Genomic DNA, 22,585 nt, shown 5'->3' on the forward strand with positions numbered 1-22,585 from the left:
AACCGGCGTACTAGCCCGCCGTCTTCTTCAGGGACACCCGGACCCCGTCACCGAGATCGGTGGCGGGTGTCCGCATATTCTGGCCGGCTTCGCCGATTTCCAGTGTCGTGGCCAGGATTTCACCGGCGATCAGATCGCGGTGACGTTCGGCCCAGGCACTGCGCTCGGCGGGAACCTCGAGGGTGACCTCGATACGGTCGGACACCTCCAGACCCGACGACTTGCGAAGGTCCTGAAGCTCCCGGATGAGATCGCGCGCCCACCCCTCGGCCTCCAGCTCCTCGGTGACGGTGTCATCGAGGATGACCAATCCCCCGCCCTCGGGAAGGGCCGCCGTGGAATCGGGCTCCGCGGCCACCAGCCGTGAGTCGAACTCACCCTCCTGCAGGGTGATTCCGGCCGCGACGACGGTTCCGTCGGCCTGCTGCGCCCAATCGCCGGCCTTGACCGCACGGATGACGGTTTGCACCTCTTTACCCAGCCGCGGGCCCGCGGCGCGCGCATTGACGGTCAACTCGAACTTGCCGTAGCCGGCGATATCGTCGGTGAGTTCGACGGATTTCACGTTGAGCTCATCGGCGATCAGTGCCCGGTAGGGCTCCAATCGCTCGGGGTTCGGCACCGCGACAGTCAATTTCAGCAGCGGCAGGCGCACCCGCAGCTTCTTGGCCTTGCGCAGTGAAGACCCAGTGGAAGCCACCTTTCGCACCTCGTCCATGGCGGCGACCAGATCGGGATCGGCGGGCAGTGCCGATTCGGGCACCCAGTCGGCCAGGTGCACGGAGCGCTCCCCCGTCAACCCCTTCCAGATCACCTCGGTGGTCAGGGGCAGCAGCGGTGCGGCCAGACGGCAGGTCGTCTCCAGGACGGTGTGCAGGGTGTCGATCGCATCCGCATCTTCGTCCCAGAACCGCGAACGTGACCGTCGGACATACCAATTGGTCAGCGCGTCGGTGAACTGCCGCAGGTGTTCACACGCCCCGGAGACATCGCAGGTATCCATGGCTGCCGTGAGGTCGTCACGCAGCTGCGCCAGTTTGGCCAGGATGTACCTGTCCAGTACCTGCGTCGAATCGGTGCGCCATGTGCCCGGCTTGGGCGCGTACAGCTGTAGGAAGCTCCACGCGTTCCACAGCGGCAGGAGCACCTGCCGCACACCCTCGCGGATGCCCTGCTCGGTGACGATCAGGTTGCCGCCGCGCAGGATCGGCGATGCCATCAGGAACCACCGCATCGCGTCGGATCCGTCGCGATCGAAGACCTCGTTGACATCGGGATAATTGCGCAGCGACTTACTCATCTTCTGGCCGTCGTTGCCCAGCACGATGCCATGCGACACACAGGTTCTGAACGCGGGCCGATCGAAGATCGCGGTCGCCAGCACATGCATGACGTAAAACCAGCCGCGCGTCTGGCCGATGTATTCGACAATGAAGTCGGCCGGGAAGTGATTGTCGAACCACTCGGCGTTCTCGAACGGATAGTGCACCTGCGCGTAAGGCATTGAGCCCGAATCGAACCAGACATCGAAGATGTCCGGGATGCGGCGCATGGTGGACTTGCCGGTCGGATCGTCCGGGTTGGGGCGGGTCAGCTCGTCGATGTACGGCCGATGCAGATTCGTCGGACGAACCCCGAAGTCGCGCTCCAGCTCATCGAGACTTCCGTACACATCGATGCGCGGATACGCCGGATCGTCCGACTTCCAGACCGGAATGGGACTGCCCCAGTATCGATTCCGGGAAACAGACCAGTCCCGCGCACCCTCCAGCCACTTGCCGAACTGGCCGTGCTTGACGTGTTCGGGATACCAGGTGATCTGTTCGTTGAGCTCCACCATTCGATCGCGGAACTCGGTCACCTTGATGAACCACGACGACACCGCGCGATAGATCAACGGGTTTCGGCAGCGCCAGCAATGCGGGTACGAGTGGTCGTAGGTCTCGTGACGCAGCAGGACGGCGTCGTTGATACCCGCGGAACCGGTGCCGTTCTTGAGGTCTTTGATGATCTGCGCGTTGGCATCGAAAACCTGCTGGCCCTGGTAATCGGGCACGGTGGCGTCGAATCGGCCCTTTGAATCGACCGGGGTGACGGGGGTAATCCCGGCCTTGTCGGTCACGTTCTTGTCTTCTTCACCGTAGGCGGGGGCCATATGCACGATGCCGGTGCCGTCGTCGGTGGTGACGTAATCAGCCGAGAGCACCGTGAAGGCATTCGGCGACGCATCCTGCTGGAAGTACGGGAACGGCGGAAGGTACCGCAGGCCCAGCAGTTCGGCCCCGGTGTACGTGTCCAGCACGGTCGGCTCTTCACCCAGCTCGCGCGCATAGGCTCCGATTCGCGCCTGCGCCAACAGGTAACGCTCCTCCGAGCCCTCGGGTTTCACCACCGCGTAGGTCACCTCTGGATTGACCGCGACGGCCAGATTCGAGGGCAGAGTCCAGGGGGTGGTGGTCCAGATCAGCAGGCGTGCACCGTCGAGCACCGCCCACCGGCTGTCCGCGTTGCCCGCGATGCGGTACCCCACGGTGACCGCGGGATCCTGGCGACTCTGGTAGACGTCGTCGTCCATCCGCAGCTCATGGTTGGACAACGGTGTCTCGTCACGCCAGCAGTACGGCAGTACCCGGTATCCCTCGTACGCCAGTCCCTTGTCCCACAATTGCTTGAACGCCCAGATGACCGACTCCATGAAGGTCGGGTCGAGCGTCTTGTAGTCGTTGTCGAAGTCCACCCAGCGCGCCTGCCGGGTGACGTAGTCCTGCCACTCTTTGGTGTAGCGCAGCACCGATTCGCGGCAGGCGTCGTTGAACTCGGCGATACCCATGTCGTCGATCTGCGATTTGTCGGTGATGCCGAGCTGGCGTTCGGCTTCCAGCTCAGCGGGCAAACCATGTGTATCCCAACCAAATCGGCGGTACACCTGATGTCCGCGCATGGTCTGATAACGCGGCACGATGTCCTTGACGTACCCGGTGAGTAGATGTCCGTAGTGAGGCAGCCCGTTGGCGAACGGCGGACCATCGTAGAAGACGTATTCCGGCGAGCCGTCCCGATTGGCGATGCTGGCGCGGAACGTGTCGTCCGCGTCCCAGTAGCGCAGCACCTGCTCCTCCAACGCGGGAAGATTCGGTGATCCGCTGCGCTGATCGGCGCCAAGATCGGTGCGTGGGTACGCGTCTGTGGATGAGCCGCTTGCGCGAAGACCATCAGGCATAGTCGGTACATCTCCCTGTGCTCGCCGGCACGGGGACGATGGGACGCCGTCGGCGTACCTCCGCGGTACCACCCCGCTTGCCCCTACTTACCCGGGGCCTCTCACACAGGCTGTGACGGGCCTACCCGTCCGGTTCTACTCGGTGATCCGTGCTGCGCACGGATCCTTTCTTCCGGAGACTCCCCGGTGATGGCCGGATCGATGTCTGTGGCGACAATTCTATTCGGCTGTGTTGATATGGCCAAACTGTTTGCCAGAGTGGCATAACAACACGGGGAGCCCACACGATGTCAGCGCGATGTTCATCGCCGACGTCACGTACTGCACGACCGTCACTAACGACGACTTGTCGGATAGCGGTCTGGAGCGCGCCGCGTCGTGGCTGACCTAGGCACGTTGGGGTATCAATAATCATGCGCCGATTCGTCCTGTTGTCTTTTGTTGTGCCGTTCCTGGCGCTGGCCGTCGTGCCAAGTTCGCTTGCTTGGGCCGAACCTGCAGGTGGAGCATCGTTGGGTCTGGCCGGTGCGCCGAACGCGCGCGATATCGGGGGGTACGCGACCGCCGACGGCCACCGCGTCAAAACAGGTGCGGTGTACCGAAGCAATGCCCTCAACGCGCTCACGCCAGAGGACATTCAGGCGCTTCAAGGCCGGAAACTTGCGCAGGTTGTGGACTTTCGCAGCGCAGCAGAGCGGGCCGCGGCACCAGATGTGATCATCCCCGGCGCTGCAGAAGTCTGGGCCCCGCTCATCGCGAATGTTCCAGCGGACTCGCCAGGGCCGACGACCCGCGAGGAAGGCGAAACCCTCTATAAGCAGCTGAGCTCAACGTCCGAGGCACGCCAGGAACTCGCAACGTTCTTGCGGGACATTCTTTGGGGCACAGGGCCGACGTTGTACCACTGCACGTCCGGCAAGGACCGAACCGGCTGGGCAACAGCCGTTCTCCTCACAATTCTAGGAGTTCCTCGCAACGTGATCGCAAGCGACTATCTCCTCAGCAATGCTCACATCAGCGGCGATGACGCTAACCACGTCGACATTAGATGGCTGGACGCAGCATTCGGGGAGGCAACAGCGGAGTACGGCAGCATGACTGACTATGTACAGCGGGGGCTCGGGCTGACAGTAGAAGAACTGGATGGACTGCGACACAATCTGCTTCAACGATGAGCACTACCGTCACATCACACCGAGCTGTGGAGCGGGACCGATCAGCTCGCTCTGGGTTGACGGACAACGGAATCCGACCGCAGGTCCTTAGCGGATACGGTTTCGGAGCATCATCACGGAGGCCAGGACCAGGGCAATCGCCAGGAGGGCGCTCACGAAGAGCACCGTCAGCGCCCACCCGCCGGCCTGATACGCCAATCCGCCCGCTGCGCCTGCCACCGAGCTGCCCAGGTAGTAACTGAACAGGTACAGCGCGGACGCCTCGGCCCGGTCACGCTGCGCTACGGCGCCAACCCAGCCGCTCGCGACGGTATGCGCGGCGAAGAATCCGGCGGTGAACACCCCCACGCCGATGATCACCGTGATGAGCGAGTCCGGGATGGTCAGTGCGAGCCCCACCGCCGTGATGGCCACCGCCGAGATCAGCACCAGGCCGCGGCCGCGACGGTCTGCCAGCCGCCCGGCCATCGCCGAGGACACCGTTCCCGCCAGGTACAGCAGAAACAACAGACCGGCAATGGCCGTCGGTAAACCGAACGGCGGGGCGACCAGCCGATAGCCCAGGTAGTTGTACACGGTGACGAACCCGCCCATCAGCACAAAAGCCAACCCGAACATGATGAGCAGGACCGGGTTTCGCAGGTGCACGCCCAGGACCCGCATCGTGGTGCCGACCCGCACCCGCTTGGGCACAAAGAACTGGGACTTCGGCAGCAGCACCGCGAACAACACTGTGCATACCAAAGTCATTGCGCCACTGCCCAGTAAGGCGATCCGCCAATTACTCACATCGAGCACCGAGGAGGCCACGAGCCGTCCGGAAAGTCCGCCGACCGTCGTGCCGGCAATGTATCTGCCCATCGCCGAACCCAGTGAGCCCGGATGTACCTCTTCGGCGAGGAACGCCATCGCGACAGCCGGAATCCCCGCCAGTGCTGCACCTTCGGCGGCGCGGCCGATCAACAGCACCGCGAAGGTGGGACTGGCCGGGAGCAGTAGCCCGATGATCGTCGTCGCGATTGCCGAGACCAGCATCACCCGGGTACGCCCGTACCGCTCCGAGAGCGCGCTTGCCGGAATGATCGACAGCGCGAGCATTCCGGTGGTCACCGAGACCGTCAGCGCGGCGGCGGCGGGACTGACACCGAAATCCGCGGAGAGCGCCGGGAGTACCGCCTGCGTGCCGTACAGAGCGGCGAACGTGGCAAGCCCGGCAGCGAAGAGGGCGCCCGTCAGACGCCGATATCCGGCGGTGCCCGTCTCGTGGGGTATGGGATCGGCGGCGCTGATCGCCGGGGTGTGCTCGGTACTTGGAGCCATCGCCATGACAGGAGATGCTCCTCCCGACCAGGCATATCACGGAAATGAGTGATGTGACGATCTATAATTCAATTTGCGCATATAAGGAGGTGGCAGCGTGGCCGACGGCGACTACGAGTGGTACATCACACTCGCCGAACGACAAAACGTGACCGCCGCCGCCGAGCAACTGCAGCTCGCCCAGCCCACGCTCACCCGGATGCTGGCCAGATTGGAGCGACGGCTTGGCGCTCAACTGTTCGACCGGCACGGCAAGCGGCTCACGCTGAACCCGTCGGGACGGATCTTCTATCAGCACGCCAGGCGCGCCCAGATGGAACTGGACTCCGCCCGCCGAACCATCAACGACCTCGCCAACCCCGCCGAAGGTGAGATCCGGCTCGGATTCCTGCACACCTTTGGCCCCACCCTCGTCGCCCGGCTGATTGCCGGCTTCGCCGCGACGTCGCCACACGTGCGGTTCGTGCTGGAGCAGGGCGCCGCAGGCAGCCTTGATGACCTTGTCGCGAACGGCGATCTCGACGTCGCGATCGTTTCGCCGCGTCCTCGCCGTGCAAATCTTGCATGGCGCAACCTCTTCCGGCAGCGCCTGGGAGTGGCCGTACCGACGGATCACCGGCTGGCACAAGCCGAAGACGTATCGATGATCGATCTGGCCGACGAGCCTTTCATTGGGATGCATCCCGGGTACGGCATGCGCCGTCTTCTCGAAGAGCTCTGTGCTGCCGCACAATTCCAGCCACGCATAGTGCTCGAATCGAGCAATCTCACCACCGTCGCGGGCCTGGTGGCGGCGGGCCTGGGCGTCACGGTGCTCCCCGTCGATGCCACCACCTACCCACCCGATCTCAGGATGTTGCGCCTCGTGGATGCCGACGCACACCGGGACGTCGGCATCATCTGGAGCTCCGGGCAGCCTCTTTCGCGCCCGGTACGAGATTTCATATCCCACGCCATCGCCTCGACCTAGGTAACAATCATCCCCATGTCTGCCGACGTGCCGCCCGAGAACGGGATCGCCCTGGCTATAACGCAGATCGATATCGCCGCCGACGAGGCACAGTTCTATGCGGCCGTGGCCGCGGTCCGGGCGGCGATGGCACGCGAAGTGCGTGCGCGTACACCGGAAGCGGCGCTGGCTGCAGCCTGGTCGGAAGCGTTGCGGCATAGCATCCACGCGTCGGCGCGTCTCGTCACCAACGGTGTGAATCCGGGCTGGGCATGGTTCGTCTCGGGAAGCGTGGCCCGGGGCGAGGCGGCACCCGGTTCCGATGTAGAGACGCTGCTTGTCGTCGATGACGAGGTTGACGCTGACGGCAAGACGTACCTCATGGAGACGGCCGCTCAGGTCCACGCCATGCTCGAACGTGCAGACATCGGCAGCGATGCCAACGGAGTCCTGGCAAGCCGCGGCCGATTCTGCCGCCGCAAGGCCAACTGGTTCGAGGGAATCGAACGTTGGTGCGCCAACCCGCCCGAGGACCGGGGTGTCGTGATGGCGGGGCTGATGGCCGACTCTCGCGGGGTTGACTCGGGATCATTGTTGTCCGACAACGCACTTCGCAGTGAGAACGTCCGCTGTGCACAGCGGCACTACGCCATCCGGCTTGCCATGCTTCAGGACGCGGTGGCCGTGCGCGCCGGGTTCCCCTCGCGATTGCGGATATTCGCCACGCAGTCCGATGCTGTCGACCTCAAGGTCGCGGCGATCGATCCCGTGGTGAAGATCGCCCGCTGGGCGGCGTTGTCCGCCGGATCGGACGCCCTCGCGACACCGGAACGCCTCGACGCCGCCTCGGCCGCCAAGGTCTTGGACGCCGACGATGCCTCGACGCTGCGGGATTGCTTCGCGTGGCTGCTGCGATTTCGGTGGCGGTCCCGGGCCGCAGCCTGGCAGGACGGACGGCAGCTGTCCGACACCGTGTCACTGGCCGCCCTTGCCCCACAGGAACGAGCGGTGCTGCGCTCCGTGGCGCGCGAGATCGCCGGCATCCGGCGCAAGCTCATCTACCTATCCTCGACGTCCTCATTCCGATAACCGGTCGTACCAACGCATGGCCCAGCGTGCATCTCCCAGGGCCGTGTGCCGCTGACCGGCACTCGGCGTTCTGACCCCGAATTGCAGCGACAGGTTCGAATAGTCGGCGTCCGGTATCAATCCGCGTTCACGGATCCGGGCCGCCGTCACTGCGACAACATCGACAAGATCCGGATTCCACGCCGGGCTAACCCCGTGCGCCAAGAACATTCGCGTCAGGCACTCGGCATCGAATTGAGGTATGACCCCGACGATGGTGGCTCCCGCAGTCCATTCCCCGACGAGCGACACCGCCTCGGCGGCACGGAACACGCGGGGGAACTGCAGCGGCCGCATACGCACCTGCGGATGACGTTTGTGGAATCCGCTGATCTCAAGGCCGGCGGGATCCGCCGATTCCAGATCCAAGTCCTGAACGTCCACGCACAGGTGCAGCTGCCGCTGCCCGGCATCGGTACGGCGGATGATCGCTATTTCCCATGGCTCGCGCTCACGGTGCAGCCCGGTGGTCTCGGTATCGAGAAAGACCAGGGCCATGGAACATCCTCTCGCGCGCGACTACGAGCTGAGCTTGAGTAGTTGCTCGGCCGCCAGGGCCGGCGTCAGGGTTCCCTCGCGCACCTGCTGTTCGATATCCGCCCGCGCTGCCTTCACATCCGGCGCGTTGAGCACCCGATCCAGCACCGCATCACGCACCATCGCCCACATCCAGTCGACTTGCTGGCGACGGCGTTTGGCCCCGAACTCCCCCGCCTCCGTCAACACTTCGCGGTGCCGCAAGACGGTGTCCCACATCTCGGACACCCCGCTGTTCTCCAATGCGCTCATGGTGAGAACCGGTGGGCGCCAGAGGGTGTCATGCGGATAGATCAGGCGTAAGGCACCCGACAATTCCCGTGCGGCCTTCTGGGCCTCGATGGCATGGGCGCCATCGGCCTTATTCACCACCACGATATCGGCGAGCTCCAGGACACCCTTTTTGATGCCCTGCAGCTGATCTCCGGTGCGTGCCAACGTCAGGAACACAAAGGTGTCAACCATGTTCGCGACGGTGACCTCAGACTGTCCGACACCGACGGTCTCAATGAGAATGACGTCGAACCCCGCCACCTCCAGCAGCACCACCGTCTCACGGGTCGCCTTGGCGACCCCGCCCAGCGTTCCTGAGGTCGGCGAGGGACGGATGTACGCATCGGGATGTACGGAGAGCCGCCCCATCCGGGTCTTGTCACCGAGGATCGATCCTCCGGTGCGAGTGGATGACGGATCGACCGCCAGCACCGCCACCCGGTGCCCCTGCTCGATGAGATACATGCCGAGGGCCTCGATGGTGGTCGACTTGCCCACCCCGGGCACACCGGTGATACCGACCCGTAGTGCTTCTCCCGCATCGGGCGAGATGTCCAGCAGTAACTGCTGAGCCTGCGCTCGGTGATCCGGGCGCGTCGACTCCACCAGCGTGATGGCTTTCGCGAGCGCGGAACGATCACCCGAACGGATCGCGTTGCTCAGGTCCATTTACGCGAGCTTGTATCCGAGTCGTTCAGCCAGCTTGTGCAACAACCCAATCGCGGCCTCAGCGATGACGGTCCCTGGAGGGAAGATGGCCGCGGCACCCGCCGCGTACAGCTCATCGAAATCACCGGGCGGGATGACACCGCCGACGACGATCATGATGTCGGGGCGGCCCACCTCTGCCAAGGCCTCGCGCAGCGCCGGCACCAGAGTCAAGTGTCCCGCGGCCAGCGAGGACACCCCGACCACGTGCACGTCGTTGTCGGCGGCCTGGCGTGCGACTTCCTCCGGCGTCTGGAACAGCGGGCCCACGTCCACGTCGAAACCGATATCGGCGAAGGCCGTTGCGATCACCTTCTGCCCACGGTCGTGCCCATCCTGGCCCATCTTCGCGACCAGCACACGCGGCCGGCGACCATCGGCGTCGGCGAACTTTTGCACGAGCTCGGTCGCTTGCGTCACGCTGTTGACGGCGCCATCCCTTCCCACCTCGTCGCGGTATACGCCGCTGATGGTACGGATTTCGGCTTGATGGCGCCCGTAGACCTTCTCCAGCGCGTCGGAGATCTCCCCGACCGTCGCCTTGTGGCGAGCGGCGTCGATGGCCAGCGCCATCAAGTTGTTGCCCAATCCGTCTTCCCCGGCACGGCTGGAATCAGCCGCGGCCCTGGTCAGTTCATCAAGTGCACGCTGCACCGCGTCGTTATCACGCTCGGCACGCAACTGCTGCAATTTGGCCAGCTGTTCGGCGCGCACCCGTGAGTTCTCGACCTTCAGCACCTCGATCTGCTGATCCTCGACCACCTGGTACTTGTTGACGCCGATCACCGGCTGACGGCCCGAGTCAATGCGTGCCTGAGTACGTGCGGCGGCCTCCTCGATGCGCAGCTTCGGGATGCCCTGATCGATGGCCTGCGCCATCCCACCGGCTTCGGTGACCTCCCGGATGTGCTCGCGCGCACGGGAAGCGAGCTGATGGGTCAGCCACTCCACGTAGTACGAGCCACCCCATGGGTCGATCGGACGACACGTGCCCGACTCCTGCTGGATGAGCAGCTGGGTGTTACGCGCGATACGTGCCGAGAAGTCGGTGGGCAGCGCCAACGCCTCGTCCAGGGCGTTGGTGTGCAGCGACTGGGTGTGCCCCTGGGTGGCGGCCATCGCCTCGATGCAGGTGCGGGCGACATTGTTGAACACATCCTGCGCGGTCAGCGACCAGCCGGAAGTCTGCGAATGCGTACGCAGAGACTGCGATTTGGCGCTCTTCGGATCGAACTGCGCCACCAGCTCGCTCCACAGCAGACGCCCGGCCCGCAGCTTGGCCACCTCCATGAAGAAGTTCATGCCAATGGCCCAGAAGAAGGACAGACGCGGTGCGAACACATCGATGTCCAGGCCGCCCTCCAGCCCCGCCTTGATGTACTCGACGCCGTCGGCCAGGGTATATGCCAGTTCGAGATCGGCTGTGGCACCGGCCTCTTGAATGTGATAGCCGGAAATGGAGATCGAGTTGAACTTCGGCATCTTGGCGCTGGTGTAGGAGAAGATGTCCGAGATGATCCGCATCGACGGCTTCGGCGGATAAATGTAGGTGTTGCGGACCATGAACTCTTTGAGGATGTCGTTCTGGATGGTCCCGGCCAGCTGCTGGGGACTGACACCCTGTTCCTCAGCGGCCACCACGTACAGCGCCAGAATCGGAAGCACCGCGCCATTCATGGTCATCGACACCGATACCGACCCCAGGTCGATCCCGTCGAACAACTGACGCATATCCAGGATGGAATCGATGGCCACACCGGCCATGCCGACGTCGCCCTGTACTCGCGGATGATCCGAGTCGTATCCGCGGTGGGTCGCCAGGTCGAAGGCCACCGACAGGCCCTTCTGGCCCGCGGCCAGGTTGCGGCGGTAGAAGGCGTTGGATTCGGCGGCCGTGGAGAAGCCCGCGTACTGGCGGATGGTCCACGGCTGATTGACGTACATCGTCGGGTACGGCCCGCGCAGAAACGGCACCTGCCCCGGGAAGGTATCCAGTGGGTACCCCTGCTCCCGCACGGCATCTCGGTCTGCGGCGGTATAGATGGGCTTGACGGTGATGGCCTCAGGCGTCTCCCAGTCGAGTTGCTCGGGCGTGTACCCGTGAGCGCCGGCGGCGGTACTCACCGCGGCCGCGACGGCGGCAGCATCCGGCGCGACCGGCGCGCGGTCACCGTGCAGCGGTACATCAGCGAAACTGCCCAGGGTGGTATCGGATACCGAAAGATCGGTGAGGTCAGTCATGTCACGCCCCCAACTTGGTCAATATGGCTGAAAGCGCTTCGACAGCATTGATTTTCATGGTCAGAAAGCCATCGGGTCGTGACGTCTGCGCGACCTCCGCGACGGACTTCTCGGGTCCCGCAAGGTAGACGTCGGCGATCCCCGCCGCCCTGGCCGCATCGACAACCGCACCCGCCTCAGCGGCGTAGCGGGCATCGGTCCCACAGATCACCGCGATGCGCGCTCCCGCATCCGCCACGGCACCCGCGACGGATCCGGCGTCGAGTACACCGGGATTGACGACCTCGATACCGCCTGAGGCCAACAGGTTCGAGGCGAAGGTGGTGCGCACGTTGTGCTCTGCCAGCGGACCCAGCGGAATCAGCAGCGCGGCCGGACGGGCGCCCGACGCGGCCAGGGCTGCGTCGGATCGATCACGTAGTGCCTCGAATTCGGCGGCGTACCGGTAACCCACCGCGGCATGTGGTGGCAGCGGCGCTTCCGACAGGTTCGGGAATTCGTTCACTCCGGTCACCGAGGTACGCCGATGAGCGATGTCGTCGGCACGCTGGGCGCGCGTAGCGGCGATGCGTTCCCGAATCAGTTCGGCGGCCGCCTGGAATCCCCCGGCGCCCTCGATCTCGGTGAACAGCGACCATGCCTGCTGCGCAAGGGTTTCCGTGAGGTCCTCGATGTACCAGGAGCCGCCACCGGGGTCGAGCACCCGGCCAACATGGGACTCCTCGATGAGCAGGAGCTGCGTGTTTCGGGCGATTCGCGCGGAGAACGCCGGGGATACCGAATCCAGTCCACCGGCGATCGCGTCGTCGAATTGGCGTACCCGCACGCTGTCCGCGCCACCTACTCCGGCGCCGAAAGCGGCCAAGGTGGTGCGCAGCATGTTCACCCACGGATCACGCTGGGCCATCATCGGCTCTGAAGTCACCGCGTGCATGAGGGCTCCGCCGGCCTCGGGCGCGCCGGCCACCTCAGCCACCCGCGCCCAGAGCACTCTGGCGGCACGGAATTTTGCGATCGACAGGAACTGATCATCGGTCGCAGCGAAGCGGAAACTGATCTGCCGCAATGCTTCCGCGATTCCCAGGCCCGCGTTCTGCAATAGCCGCAGGTAGGCAACCCCGGCGGCTATCGCGACCGCGAGTTCCTGGCTGTCGCTGGCGCCGAGTTCGTGGGCGATCGTGCCGTCTGCGGTGATGGCGTGGATCTGCCCGGTCCGAGCGGCCGCGCGCCTGGCCAACTCCACCGCGTCGTCGATCGCGACGCCCGAACGGCCGGTGAACGTATCCCCGAGCGGATCGGCGCCAAGGTCCACCACAACACCGTCGGCATTTCCCTCGTAGGCATCCAGCACCGCGAAGATCGCCTCGGCCACCCCGATCAGCTCGGCACCGGCCTCCACCTGGATCGGAGCCAGATCGAGGTACACGTCCTGCAACGCGCGCCCCACCGCCTCGGGTGCAAGACCGGCCAGGACGACGGCACTGGTGCCTTGCCCCAGGGCGTCGAGAATGGCCTCATTCAGGAGCGCCGCATCGGCAGCGGCACCGTCGAAACGCTCGGCGACCTTCCATCCACTGTTCACATCGCGTTGCGGATCACCACCCCGGGCAAATGGCCATTGTCCGGGCAAGGACGACTCGGGAAGCTCATCGAGCGCCGTGTACAACGGACGGATCGCAATCCCGTCGTACGTTGGCGAGTCGAGCAGTCGCTCGGGGTCGGCGGGCAGATCCTCGACAGCCTTGCGCGTCGACTTGGCCAATACCCCGGCGACGTTCTTCTGCCACCGTGCGAAGTCATGCCTGATCTCGGGTACCTCAACAGTCACGAAACTGCTCCCTGCTGCTCGTCGTCGAGCGACATATATGGCACTCCATGCCGAAATGCCTATCACACTTAGTCATCAGGCTAAATGACGCCATCGACTACTGCCCAGTACGGGGGCACGGCCATCGCGACACCCGTGTCCTGTCCCGTTCGTTCATCCGGCCTCCGTAGGCTGACGACCATGGGATTCCGGCAGGTCTGGGGCGCGTCCGTCGCGGCAGCGCGACGGATTCCGCCGCGGCAGCTGCTATGGACCGGTGTGGCCGTTCTCATCGTGGCCGCGGCCGTGCTGTTTCTTCCGCTGCCGACCGCCCTGCAGATGCGGGACTGGGCCCGTGAGCTCGGCCCCTGGTTCCCACTGGCCTTCCTCGCCGCACACACGATCGTGACAGTGCTGCCGTTCCCACGCACTGCCTTCACCCTGGCCGCCGGCTTGCTTTTCGGCACGCAGCTCGGCGTACTCCTGGCCGTCGTCGCGAGCACCGCGAGCGCGGTGCTCGCCTTGTGGGGTGTGCGGGCGCTGGGGTGGAAGCTCAGCACGCTGCATCACCGTCCCGGCGTGAAGAACGTCGACGATCAACTACGCCGTCGCGGGTGGATCGCCGTGATGTCCATGCGGCTCATCCCGGCCGTGCCGTTCTCGGTGCTCAACTACGCGGCCGGCGCCTCCGCGGTGCGGGTATTGCCGTACACGCTGGCCACGTTCATCGGCCTGCTTCCGGGCACCCTTGCCGTCGTCGTACTCGGTGATGCACTTACGGGGCACATCAGCGGCACGCTCTTCATGGTTTCTTTGGCCACGTCGGTGATCGGCGTGCTGGGCATCTTGTACGAGATCCGGCGTTACAAGCGCACGCACACCGAAATCGCCACGCCCGAGGCATCGGATAAACCCGAACGGGTCGGCGGCTAAACCGCGGACTCGCGGTCCTGGAACCCTTTGCCCGCGAGAACCGCGAACCACACCAGCAGGCTTGCCGCAGGCAATGCGCGGAATGCCTGGTCGTGCGCACGGATATGTGCGCCGACCGCCAGCGTGAAGTAGGCGGTGAGCATGAACGCGGTCAGCCGGCCCAATGCCGTCCACCGGATACCGCCGAGAAGCCCCACGGCCGAAGCCAACTTGACGACCGGCAGAACCCACCAGATCCGTTGTGGCAAACCCACTTTCTCCAGGGCATCCTTGATCGGTTTGATCGGACGGACGCATGCCGCGGCATCGGCAGCCTGCATGACCGCCAACGCGGTCAGTACCGTCGGTGTCGCCAAACGCCGCTCTGTCATGACGATTTCGCCGCCAATCCCCTGGCTGCCAGCACACCGTAGGTGGCCAGCAAGGTCGACGCTGATAGCGCATTGACACCGATATCGCGCACCCGCAGATGCGCGCCCACTGCCAGACTGAAGTAGATGGTGAGCAGCACCAGCGTCAGCTTGGCAAGCCCCGGGAAACGGACTCCGCCCAACAGGCCTACCGCGGACGCGGCCTTGATCGGCGCGAAGATCCAACGGTTTTGCTGTGGATAATGCACGTCATCAAGGCATTTGGCTACATAGGGAACAGGCTGGACGCACAGCGCGGCGTCGATCGCCTGAAAGGAACCTAGCAAAGCCAAGACTCGGGGAGATACGAAAGCGTCGTTGCTCATTGCTCCAGTCAACCACCACAACATCGGGTAGTCGATGGCCGGCCGATTTCGGTTAGTGCGGTGCGTGCGCTCCGAGGGACGCCGAGATAACCGCCAGCGGCGAATGGGCCAGCTGCATGTTGGCGCGCTCCTGCGGGGTCAACCGATGGCGCTCCAGGAAAAGTCGCAACGCGCGAATACTCATGTCTTCATTGGACGCGGTCGCGCCGACAGAATCCAGCGCGACCGCGTCTTCCCAACGATTTCATTACGCGTTACCCCGGCAGACACTCAACTTCCGTGCGCAAGTTGAATTGCCTTCACCACCAACAGGATGGCACCGACAACCAGGTATCCCCGAAGGGCGAGCATGCCCAGCTTCGTCGCCGGACTCCACGTGACCGGTTCCAGTAGGGCCAGCGGAGGCATACGCCAGGTCCGGGCGTCCACGCCTTCGAGGGCCTTGTTCATCGCTACCACCGCCGGATCGACGCCGTGCCTGCCCGAGGCCCACCACAGCCCAATCCCTATCAGCACCCCGAGGACCGCGACTCCTACCCCGAGGTCACCGGCAACCTGCACGACGTCCAGGTCCGGGAAAAGGGTGGTGGCCATCAAGATGCCGGAAAGGAACAGCAGCACAGCGACGATGAGCCCAGCCACGATGTTGAGCCACGCCTTGTTGACCCACGGACCCAGCACCGCCTTGTCATTGCACAACAACAACAGGAACACGCTCGCGCTGGGCAGCAGCAGGCCGGCCAGGGCTTGCACCGCGGTGGTCATCAGCCCGAGCGGGGCGTGCGGGATCAGCACGATGGCGGCCCCCACGCCGACCATCACGGTGTAGGACAAGTAGAACGGCTTGGCGTCCTTGAAGCTCCGGTGCAGCGAGTGCTTGAGCCCGAAGGTGTCGCCGAACGCGTAACTGGTCGCCAGGGTGACCGCCGCCGCGCCGATGATCGACGCATCCAGCAGGACGATGGCAAAGATCTTGCCCAGCAATGGCTGAGCCTGTCCCAACCAGCCGGCGATCAGTCCCGCGTCGCCACCGTCGCCCCATTTGTCCGGGCCAGAGTTCCCGGTGACGCGGGCTGCGTAGTCGGCCGTCATCAGCAACGCGGCCGCACCTATCACCACCACGAGCGAGCCGATAACGGTGTCAGCACGTTCATATCCGATGAACCGCGGAGTGATGCGCTTGTCCACGATGTTCGACTGCTGGAAGAACAGCTGCCATGGCGCCACGGTGGTGCCTACCATGGCGATGATCAGCAGTACCGCACCCGAACTGATTCCGCCTTCGATTCCTGGCACGACGAAACCGTGTGCTGCCCTTCCCCACTGCGGATCCGACATCAAGAACATGGGGATCTGCAGCAGCGTGATCACAATGAACACGAACATGGCGCGCTCCCAACGGCGGAAGCTCCCGGTGGCCATGATGAGAATCAGCGCGATCGCGGCAACGGGCACTGTGTAGTACTTGGACACTCCCAGGTACTCGGAAGCCAGTGCCACACCGATGAATTCAGTAACGAGGGTCAGAAAGTTCAGGATGAACAAGTCCCCCACGGAGAACCAGCCCCAACCCCGGCCGAACCGTTCGTTGATCAACCTCGCGTGTCCGACTCCGGTCACCGCGCCGAGCCGAACCACCATCTCCTGGTTGACGATCAGAACCGGGATGAGCAGCAGAAGCACCCACAACAAGCTGTATCCATAACTCTGACCGGCCTGGGCGTACGTCGCCACACCGCCGGCGTCGTTGTCGCCGACCATGACGATGATGCCCGGCCCCAGGATCGCGGCCATGGTGGCCATCCGGGTCTTGAAGGTCCGCGCCTGGCCCGGATCACTCACACTGATCTTGCCGAAAGCGCCCTCGATATCGCCCAGATGCGCTGAGTCAAGCACCGCGCTCTTCGGCTGTACCGTCGCGACTCCGGGTCTCCCCGCCACGAAGTTCTCCGAGTTTCCCAACGGCGCGTCGACCATTCCCTTGTCGCTCATGGGCTGACTCCGTCTGGGCTCGAAGCGATCTGGCGCACCGGACGCGGGGCCGGTTCACGACGACGCCAATCCTCGGGGATCAACGCGGCCAGCACATCGTCATAGGTGACCACGCCAAGCACCGTGTCTGCCTCATCGACAACGGGAATCAAAGCCAGGTTGTAGTCGGCCATCAACAGCGCGACATCGGTGAGGTCGGCCTCCGGGGAGACCCGCACCGGATCATCGTCCATGATCGATTCCACGGGGGCGTCACGATCGGCCTGCAGCAGCCGGATCACCGACACGACACCCACCAATTCACCGTTATCGGCGATCACGTGCACTTTCAGAAGCGCCTCGGGCTGTAGGGATTTCGCCTCAGAGATCGCAGTAAGCGCATCAACGGCGCTGCTGCCGAGCACACACGAAACAATGTCGACGTTCATCAGACCACCGGCCGACTCGGGGCTGAAGCCCATCAACGTGACCACCTTGGTGCGTTGCGGACCCGGCATCAGCTCCAAAACAGCCCGGCGACGCGACTGGCGCAGATCAAAGATCGCATCCGCCGCGTCATCGGCACGCATCCTGCCAAGGAGAGCGGCGACCTCGGCATCGGGCATGTCCTGGAACAGCTTGCTGGCCTTATCGGAGTCGAGTTCCTCGAATACATCGGCTTCGAGTTCGGGGTTGTCGCGGACCCGGTCGAGGATCTCGCCGCCCTCTTCCTTGGTGGCATCCTCGAGTAGGTCGGCGATTTCGGCGGGTTTGAGGGTGTTCACTCTCCCGCCGACGCGGCGTGCCAGCAGGGAACCGCCGTGACCGATCATCGGCTCAAAGGCCTTCCAGTCCCTACCGGCCTGGCCGGCCCCGGCCTTGATCAGGCCGAAAAACCTTGCCGGACGCCGTGTATCGAGTCGAGCAAGAATCCACCCTTCCGGCGATTCCACCAGCTCGATATCGTAGGCATGCACCAGTTCGGCATTCTCCACATCGATAAACCGGTGATCGAGTACGTCCTCGTCGAGCAGGTATTCTCCGCCACGACGCTCAAAGCCGCGTAGATCAACTTTGTTCTTACTCAATTCAATTCGAGCAGGCGCCACGGCGGAAACCGCGTCTGAGGAGACGAAGACCCTGCGTCCACCCATGTCGACGACGTAGCCGGTGACGATCGGGTACTCATCTGCCCCACGAAACCGAACGATGACGTCTTCCAATCGGCCTACTGTGTCACCGGAACGTGCGACTACCGGGGCCTTCAATAGGTCCGAAAATTGGATCACCCGCGGCACAGCCGCATTACTCGAAGTAGACATGCCGACTCCTCAGCGATTGGACCAATACGCTTCGTCCGCCCAGCGGGCGGCCGAAGCGTATTGGCCTCGAATGAATTCCGAATGTCCACGCACTGTGAATCGGCTGTGCGTGGACCCAATGGCGATGCCCCTCGGGGTTACCGCGGTGGGTGCGCCCCAAGAGACGCCGAGACAACCGCCAGCGGTGAGTACGCCAGTTGGAGGTTGGCGCGCTCTTGCGGGGTCAGCCGGTTACGTGTCCACAGCCGGCGTACTGCGTTGAATGTGGTGTGCATGATCGGACTCCTTTTGGGAAGCCGCATACCTGAACGCGAACGTCAAACACGTTGGCTAGAGCGAGGATTCAGCCTCGAATGAGCAGCAAGGTATGCGGCAGCTGTTGTCTATGCGGACTGTCACCGGATATCACGGTTGTGCCTCACCTCCTTGCCGTCGGGGCGCACGCGGGCGCCTGCTGTGTGGAACAGCGACCACAAGAGGAAATCACCGAACACTCAGGGCGTCCGGTATGCACCCCTCTCGTCAGGGCTTCGGCACTACGTGACGTGTCCGCTCGCGGAAGCCACTTCGGGTCATCCCTTAGTCCGGGAAGACCTGTCCTAACCTTGGGCGTCTCTCGACGTCGTCAGATCAGTGGCCTGTATTCACGTAGGAGCCTCACCTAGCAAGGTGCTGAACCGCTACCCATGATGGGCCGGAGGAATCACCTTGTCAAGCAGACTGCGCCCGCGTCGTTCTCACGCCCCCGGCAGTCCGTGACGGTTGGCGGGATCGATCGCGGGGTCCGCTGCCCCGATTTCCTGGGCAGCGGATTGCGCCGCGGCAACTGCCGCAGCGACTTCCGGAGTGGTCTTTGTCTCGAACCATCCGGCGACCTCGGTGGCGTCATCCTCGGGGCGCTCGGTCGACTCATCGGCCGGGGAAGGCTCGTAGCGGAACACTCCGTCGCTGCCGGGAGCACCCAGCAGTTTCGTGAATCCCTGTAATGCCGAACCGAAGTCACTGGGAATGAGCCACACCTTGTTGGCTTCACCCTGAGCCATCTTCGGCAATGTCTGTAAGTACTGATATGCCAACAACTCCGGAGTGGGCTTACCGGATTTCACTGCGGCAAAAACCTTTTCGATGGCCTTGGCCTGGCCCTGGGCTTGCAGATACTGAGCGGCACGCTCGCCCTCGGCACGCAGGATGCGGGATTGGCGTTCACCCTCAGCGGCCAGGATCGCCGACTGGCGCGAGCCTTCGGCGGCAAGGATCTGGGCCTGCTTCTGCCCCTCCGCCGACAGAATCGCGGCTTGCCTGGCACCTTCGGCCGACAGGATCATGGCGCGCTTCTCGCGGTCGGCCTTCATCTGCTTTTCCATCGACTCCTGCACCGAAGGCGGCGGGTCGATGGATCGCAACTCGACGCGTGCGACGCGCAGGCCCCAGCGTCCAGTGGCCTCGTCGAGCACGCCACGCAGCTGGCCGTTGATCTGATCGCGTGAGGTCAGCGTCTGCTCCAGCGTCATGCCACCGACCACATTGCGCAGCGTGGTGGTGGTGAGCTGTTCCACACCGACGATGTAGTTGCTGATCTCGTACACCGCGGCCTGCGGGTTGGTGACCTGGAAGTAGACAACGGTGTCGATGTTCACCGTCAGGTTGTCCTCGGTGATCACCGGTTGGGGCGGGAAGGACACCACCCGCTCACGCAGATCAACCTTGGCGCGGATGCGGTCGACGAACGGCACCAGAATGGTCAACTGCCCGCTCACGGTCTTCGAATACCGCCCCAGACGCTCGATCACCGCAGCTTCCGCCTGCGGGACGAGTGCCACGGACTTCAGCACGATGGTGACGCCCAGGATGATCAAGACGATGAGCACAAAGGCTCCGGCAGCTACTCCCATACCCGTACTCCTGTCACTGGAATTCTTGCGCTAGATCTTCTCGACAACCGCCGTCGCGCCGTCGATTTGAACAACCGTCACCGTCTCACCCTGCTCGAATCGGCCAGACTTCTCCAGGCTGCGCGCGGACCACATCTCGCCGCCGAGCCGAACCAGCCCATGGACGTCATCGACCGGTTCAATCACAATGGCGCTCTTACCCTCCAACGCCTTGGCGTTGGTGTGCAGAATCGGGCCTGCCGTCAGCCGCTTACGCAGAGCAGGCCGCACGCCGACCAGCAGAATGATCGCGCTGATGACGAAGACCAGCCCCTCTGCCCACAACGGCATGTCAAACACCCAGCCGGCACCGGCCGTGACCAGGGCCGAACCGCCGAGCATCAACAGGAACATGTCACCTGTCATCAGCTCGGCGGCCGCAAGCAGGATGCCTGCGACAAGCCACACAATCGGCATGGCTCCACATTAGACCGCGTGGGCAACTGGTGGGGGCGGATACGGGGCCTTAGACTGCGAGCACTATGGCGAATCCGAGTGTGTCCCTGGCGGTGTGGGCAAGCGCGTGGCTGGCTGGCCGCGCGGCTCCCGACGACGTCATCGATGCCCTTATCGCCTGGGCGCCAAGACATTTGGTCACCGCATACGACGCTGTCGCCGCCGGTCACACGGGACTTTCGTGGCCCGATATGGACGACAACGGCCCTATCGGCCTACTCCAGACGGTCCGTACCGCCACCGGCCAGCCACACGGTGTCCCCGATATCCATGTGATCCTGCCCGCTCCCGGCGACCCGCGCGGCCTGCCTGCCAATACCCAGTTCCAACGTGACGCGATGGAGGCCAGCGAGGCGATTGTGCTCAGCGACCGCCAAAACAACTCCACGGCAATAGGATTGGTTCCCGCTGTGGAGTATGACGAGGATCGCGATGAGACCGTTGGCCTATCCTGGACCGTGTATTCGCTCCCCGCGCGAATCCCAGCGCAAGCCGGACCAGATCTTGGGGAAGCCGAATATCAACTACGCCAGGCAGTCCGGACCGCCACAGCAACACTCAACCGCCTCGACAGGGTCGTGGACACGGCAGATGCAGACCCCCGCGCCCTGGTCGAAGAGGTGCTTTCCACGCTACGCGGGCATCGCCTGCCCGACTACGCGCCACACCGGGCGGTGCGCGTCCTGGATTCGGCCAACCAGGTCGAGGCCATAGCTACCGCGGCGGCCGAGGTCATGGAGTTGCCCGGCGCCCTCGATGACGGCGCGGTCGCCGATGTGCTGCGCCCCCTCGTCATCCTGGTGCGTGAGGCGCGGATGGCAGCCGCGGCGGCCATCATCGACGCCGCGCGTTAGACCTCCTGGCGACCGCAGCACAGCGGCGAACACAGGGCGCCGTTCACGCTGAACCCGTATCCGGGGACCGGGTTCGCTCCGGCCGCTCGCCGTGGCGGCGTGCCGTCCGCAACCTCTGCGATCAAGTCGACCGCCACCCGTGCGAATCGCTCGTCCGCACCCGGTGTCGCCGCACGCGCGAATTCGATGTCGTGTTCATCCGCATACTCACGCGCCTCGTTGTCCAAGTCCCACACCACCTCCAGATGGTCCGAGACGAACCCGATGGGCGATACCACGACGGAGCGAATGCCCCGATCCTTCAGGGCCGCAAGATGATCGACGATGTCCGGTTCGAGCCACGGGACCTGCGGCGGACCCGAACGGGACTGCCACACCACGTCGTAATCCTGGTAGCCAGCCGCGTCGGCAACCAGCTCGGCAAGGTAGCGCACCTGTCGGCTGTACAAGTCGGGGCCGTGCCGCTGGTCGGCGGCGATGGGGATGGAATGCGCGGTGAACACCAGCCGGGGCGTCTCCCGCATCCCCGACACCGCGGCGGTCACCGCTTCTGCGTACAGCTGCACCAAGGCGGGGTGATCGAAGTACTGACGAAGCTTGACCAGCTCGGGTGCTCCGTCACCCACCGCCGCCCGGGCCCGCGCAATGTCTTCCACGTATTGGGTGCATCCCGAATAACCGCCCCAGGCAGAGGTCGTGAAGACCGCTGCCCGCCGAACCCCTTTGTCGCGCATGTCGGCAACGGTTTCTTCCACCATGGGGTGCCAGTTGCGGTTGCCGAAGAAAACCGGCAGCGGGCGGCCGCTCAGCTCCAGCTGGCGCGAGATCTCAGCGATCAGGGCGCGATTGATGCCATTGATCGGTGAGACACCGCCGAAATGGAAGTAGTGCTCGGCCACCTCGTCGAGACGTTCCGGCGGAACCCCGCGACCGCGGGTGACGTTCTCCAGGAACGGCCGAACCTCCAGCGGCCCCTCGGGTCCGCCGAAGGACAGCAGAAGCACCGCGTCAAAGAGCATGGGTG

Annotated in this window: 21 protein-coding genes and 1 riboswitch; of the genes, 6 read left to right on the forward strand and 15 right to left on the reverse strand. The window is 64.2% G+C overall.

Annotation, left to right across the window (positions count from 1 at the left end):
• Positions 1 to 10: 10 nt before the first annotated feature.
• Entirely contained in the window at positions 11 to 3,220 is a 3,210-nt protein-coding gene (gene ileS / locus RHO23_RS08725; RefSeq protein WP_070941052.1) for an isoleucine--tRNA ligase, read from the reverse strand.
• A 250-nt stretch (positions 3,221 to 3,470) separates the two neighbouring features.
• Here ileS and RHO23_RS08730 point away from each other — a divergent pair, with 250 nt between their 5' ends.
• Both RHO23_RS08730 and RHO23_RS08735 read left to right on the forward strand, forming a co-directional pair.
• Complete coding sequence (locus RHO23_RS08730) at positions 3,471 to 3,611, forward strand: hypothetical protein (protein WP_423488941.1); 141 nt, start codon at positions 3,471 to 3,473, stop codon at positions 3,609 to 3,611.
• 22 nt (positions 3,612 to 3,633) lie between these two features.
• Complete coding sequence (locus RHO23_RS08735) at positions 3,634 to 4,395, forward strand: tyrosine-protein phosphatase (RefSeq protein ID WP_423488942.1); 762 nt, start codon at positions 3,634 to 3,636, stop codon at positions 4,393 to 4,395.
• Between the two features lie 87 nt (positions 4,396 to 4,482).
• On the opposite strand, the gene RHO23_RS08740 is transcribed toward RHO23_RS08735, so the two are convergent.
• Positions 4,483 to 5,721 carry an MFS transporter gene (locus RHO23_RS08740; protein ID WP_423488943.1) on the reverse strand — a complete coding sequence of 413 codons (1,239 nt, stop codon included), beginning with the start codon at positions 5,719 to 5,721 and terminating at the stop codon, positions 4,483 to 4,485.
• A gap of 91 nt (positions 5,722 to 5,812) precedes the next feature.
• Here RHO23_RS08740 and RHO23_RS08745 point away from each other — a divergent pair, with 91 nt between their 5' ends.
• Positions 5,813 to 6,685 carry a LysR family transcriptional regulator gene (locus tag RHO23_RS08745; RefSeq protein ID WP_070920008.1) on the forward strand — a complete coding sequence of 291 codons (873 nt, stop codon included), beginning with the start codon at positions 5,813 to 5,815 and terminating at the stop codon, positions 6,683 to 6,685.
• Positions 6,686 to 6,700: 15 nt separating this feature from the next.
• Positions 6,701 to 7,753, forward strand: coding sequence for a putative nucleotidyltransferase substrate binding domain-containing protein (locus RHO23_RS08750; RefSeq protein WP_064408932.1), 1,053 nt, complete (start codon positions 6,701 to 6,703; stop codon positions 7,751 to 7,753).
• Here the strand turns inward: RHO23_RS08750 and RHO23_RS08755 are convergent.
• From RHO23_RS08755 to mutA, 4 genes are read right to left on the reverse strand one after another with little or no spacing between them, the layout of a single operon-like run.
• On the reverse strand, positions 7,742 to 8,290 hold the full coding sequence (locus RHO23_RS08755) for an exonuclease domain-containing protein (RefSeq protein ID WP_070920010.1): 549 nt from the start codon (positions 8,288 to 8,290) through the stop codon (positions 7,742 to 7,744). The two genes, RHO23_RS08750 and RHO23_RS08755, sit on opposite strands and share 12 nt — an antisense overlap.
• A gap of 21 nt (positions 8,291 to 8,311) precedes the next feature.
• The gene (meaB, locus tag RHO23_RS08760; RefSeq protein WP_064408934.1) at positions 8,312 to 9,271 is read right to left on the reverse strand and encodes a methylmalonyl Co-A mutase-associated GTPase MeaB; all 960 of its coding nucleotides are present in this window, start codon (positions 9,269 to 9,271) and stop codon (positions 8,312 to 8,314) included.
• Positions 9,272 to 11,551: a methylmalonyl-CoA mutase gene (gene scpA, locus RHO23_RS08765; RefSeq protein ID WP_057965895.1), complete on the reverse strand. Its 2,280-nt coding sequence runs from the start codon at positions 11,549 to 11,551 to the stop codon at positions 9,272 to 9,274.
• Between the two features lies 1 nt (position 11,552).
• A complete protein-coding gene (gene mutA, locus RHO23_RS08770) occupies positions 11,553 to 13,379 on the reverse strand; it encodes a methylmalonyl-CoA mutase small subunit (protein WP_070941054.1) in 1,827 nt (608 codons plus the stop codon).
• A gap of 180 nt (positions 13,380 to 13,559) precedes the next feature.
• Between mutA and RHO23_RS08775 the strand changes: the two genes are divergently transcribed.
• Complete coding sequence (locus RHO23_RS08775) at positions 13,560 to 14,291, forward strand: TVP38/TMEM64 family protein (RefSeq protein ID WP_070941055.1); 732 nt, start codon at positions 13,560 to 13,562, stop codon at positions 14,289 to 14,291.
• Here the strand turns inward: RHO23_RS08775 and RHO23_RS08780 are convergent.
• From RHO23_RS08780 to RHO23_RS08815, 8 genes are all read right to left on the reverse strand, one after another.
• Positions 14,288 to 14,662 (reverse strand): DoxX family protein, encoded by a 375-nt coding sequence (locus RHO23_RS08780; protein WP_070941056.1) that lies wholly within the window; start codon positions 14,660 to 14,662, stop codon positions 14,288 to 14,290. The two genes, RHO23_RS08775 and RHO23_RS08780, sit on opposite strands and share 4 nt — an antisense overlap.
• A complete protein-coding gene (locus tag RHO23_RS08785) occupies positions 14,659 to 15,027 on the reverse strand; it encodes a DoxX family protein (RefSeq protein WP_070917581.1) in 369 nt (122 codons plus the stop codon). Before RHO23_RS08785 ends, RHO23_RS08780 begins: the two co-directional genes overlap by 4 nt.
• A gap of 52 nt (positions 15,028 to 15,079) precedes the next feature.
• Entirely contained in the window at positions 15,080 to 15,211 is a 132-nt protein-coding gene (locus RHO23_RS08790; RefSeq protein WP_256364546.1) for a hypothetical protein, read from the reverse strand.
• A gap of 86 nt (positions 15,212 to 15,297) precedes the next feature.
• Positions 15,298 to 17,019 (reverse strand): Nramp family divalent metal transporter, encoded by a 1,722-nt coding sequence (locus RHO23_RS08795; protein ID WP_070941057.1) that lies wholly within the window; start codon positions 17,017 to 17,019, stop codon positions 15,298 to 15,300.
• On the reverse strand, positions 17,016 to 18,320 hold the full coding sequence (locus RHO23_RS08800; RefSeq protein ID WP_030093440.1) for a magnesium transporter MgtE N-terminal domain-containing protein: 1,305 nt from the start codon (positions 18,318 to 18,320) through the stop codon (positions 17,016 to 17,018). Before RHO23_RS08800 ends, RHO23_RS08795 begins: the two co-directional genes overlap by 4 nt.
• A 137-nt stretch (positions 18,321 to 18,457) precedes the next feature.
• Complete coding sequence (locus RHO23_RS08805) at positions 18,458 to 18,595, reverse strand: hypothetical protein (RefSeq protein WP_164687555.1); 138 nt, start codon at positions 18,593 to 18,595, stop codon at positions 18,458 to 18,460.
• 232 nt (positions 18,596 to 18,827) lie between these two features.
• A riboswitch (M-box (ykoK) riboswitch) is annotated at positions 18,828 to 18,996 on the reverse strand.
• 61 nt (positions 18,997 to 19,057) lie between these two features.
• A complete protein-coding gene (locus RHO23_RS08810; protein ID WP_030093441.1) occupies positions 19,058 to 20,212 on the reverse strand; it encodes an SPFH domain-containing protein in 1,155 nt (384 codons plus the stop codon).
• A 30-nt stretch (positions 20,213 to 20,242) separates the two neighbouring features.
• Complete coding sequence (locus RHO23_RS08815) at positions 20,243 to 20,668, reverse strand: NfeD family protein (protein WP_030093442.1); 426 nt, start codon at positions 20,666 to 20,668, stop codon at positions 20,243 to 20,245.
• 65 nt (positions 20,669 to 20,733) lie between these two features.
• Between RHO23_RS08815 and RHO23_RS08820 the strand changes: the two genes are divergently transcribed.
• Positions 20,734 to 21,561: a hypothetical protein gene (locus RHO23_RS08820; RefSeq protein WP_057965901.1), complete on the forward strand. Its 828-nt coding sequence runs from the start codon at positions 20,734 to 20,736 to the stop codon at positions 21,559 to 21,561.
• Here the strand turns inward: RHO23_RS08820 and RHO23_RS08825 are convergent.
• Positions 21,558 to 22,580, reverse strand: a complete 1,023-nt coding sequence (locus RHO23_RS08825; protein WP_064408942.1) for a ferrochelatase — start codon at positions 22,578 to 22,580, stop codon at positions 21,558 to 21,560. The two genes, RHO23_RS08820 and RHO23_RS08825, sit on opposite strands and share 4 nt — an antisense overlap.
• Positions 22,581 to 22,585: the final 5 nt, after the last annotated feature.

It is taken from the genome of Mycobacteroides sp. PCS013 (genome assembly GCF_049532645.1).
Lineage (GTDB): Bacteria > Actinomycetota > Actinomycetes > Mycobacteriales > Mycobacteriaceae > Mycobacterium > Mycobacterium gwanakae.

Bases quoted from the DNA above. Each gene is read 5' to 3' on its own strand.
- ileS (WP_070941052.1), bottom strand. From the start codon at position 3,220: ATGCCTGATGGTCTTCGCGCAAGCGGCTCATCCACAGACGCGTACCCA.
- RHO23_RS08735 (WP_423488942.1), top strand. From the start codon at position 3,634: ATGCGCCGATTCGTCCTGTTGTCTTTTGTTGTGCCGTTCCTGGCGCTG.
- RHO23_RS08740 (WP_423488943.1), bottom strand. From the start codon at position 5,721: ATGGCGATGGCTCCAAGTACCGAGCACACCCCGGCGATCAGCGCCGCC.
- RHO23_RS08750 (WP_064408932.1), top strand. From the start codon at position 6,701: ATGTCTGCCGACGTGCCGCCCGAGAACGGGATCGCCCTGGCTATAACG.
- RHO23_RS08755 (WP_070920010.1), bottom strand. From the start codon at position 8,290: ATGGCCCTGGTCTTTCTCGATACCGAGACCACCGGGCTGCACCGTGAG.
- meaB (WP_064408934.1), bottom strand. From the start codon at position 9,271: ATGGACCTGAGCAACGCGATCCGTTCGGGTGATCGTTCCGCGCTCGCG.
- scpA (WP_057965895.1), bottom strand. From the start codon at position 11,551: ATGACTGACCTCACCGATCTTTCGGTATCCGATACCACCCTGGGCAGT.
- RHO23_RS08775 (WP_070941055.1), top strand. From the start codon at position 13,560: ATGGGATTCCGGCAGGTCTGGGGCGCGTCCGTCGCGGCAGCGCGACGG.
- RHO23_RS08780 (WP_070941056.1), bottom strand. From the start codon at position 14,662: ATGACAGAGCGGCGTTTGGCGACACCGACGGTACTGACCGCGTTGGCG.
- RHO23_RS08785 (WP_070917581.1), bottom strand. From the start codon at position 15,027: ATGAGCAACGACGCTTTCGTATCTCCCCGAGTCTTGGCTTTGCTAGGT.
- RHO23_RS08790 (WP_256364546.1), bottom strand. From the start codon at position 15,211: ATGAGTATTCGCGCGTTGCGACTTTTCCTGGAGCGCCATCGGTTGACC.
- RHO23_RS08795 (WP_070941057.1), bottom strand. From the start codon at position 17,019: ATGAGCGACAAGGGAATGGTCGACGCGCCGTTGGGAAACTCGGAGAAC.
- RHO23_RS08800 (WP_030093440.1), bottom strand. From the start codon at position 18,320: ATGTCTACTTCGAGTAATGCGGCTGTGCCGCGGGTGATCCAATTTTCG.
- RHO23_RS08805 (WP_164687555.1), bottom strand. From the start codon at position 18,595: ATGCACACCACATTCAACGCAGTACGCCGGCTGTGGACACGTAACCGG.
- RHO23_RS08810 (WP_030093441.1), bottom strand. From the start codon at position 20,212: ATGGGAGTAGCTGCCGGAGCCTTTGTGCTCATCGTCTTGATCATCCTG.
- RHO23_RS08815 (WP_030093442.1), bottom strand. From the start codon at position 20,668: ATGCCGATTGTGTGGCTTGTCGCAGGCATCCTGCTTGCGGCCGCCGAG.
- RHO23_RS08820 (WP_057965901.1), top strand. From the start codon at position 20,734: ATGGCGAATCCGAGTGTGTCCCTGGCGGTGTGGGCAAGCGCGTGGCTG.
- RHO23_RS08825 (WP_064408942.1), bottom strand. From the start codon at position 22,580: ATGCTCTTTGACGCGGTGCTTCTGCTGTCCTTCGGCGGACCCGAGGGG.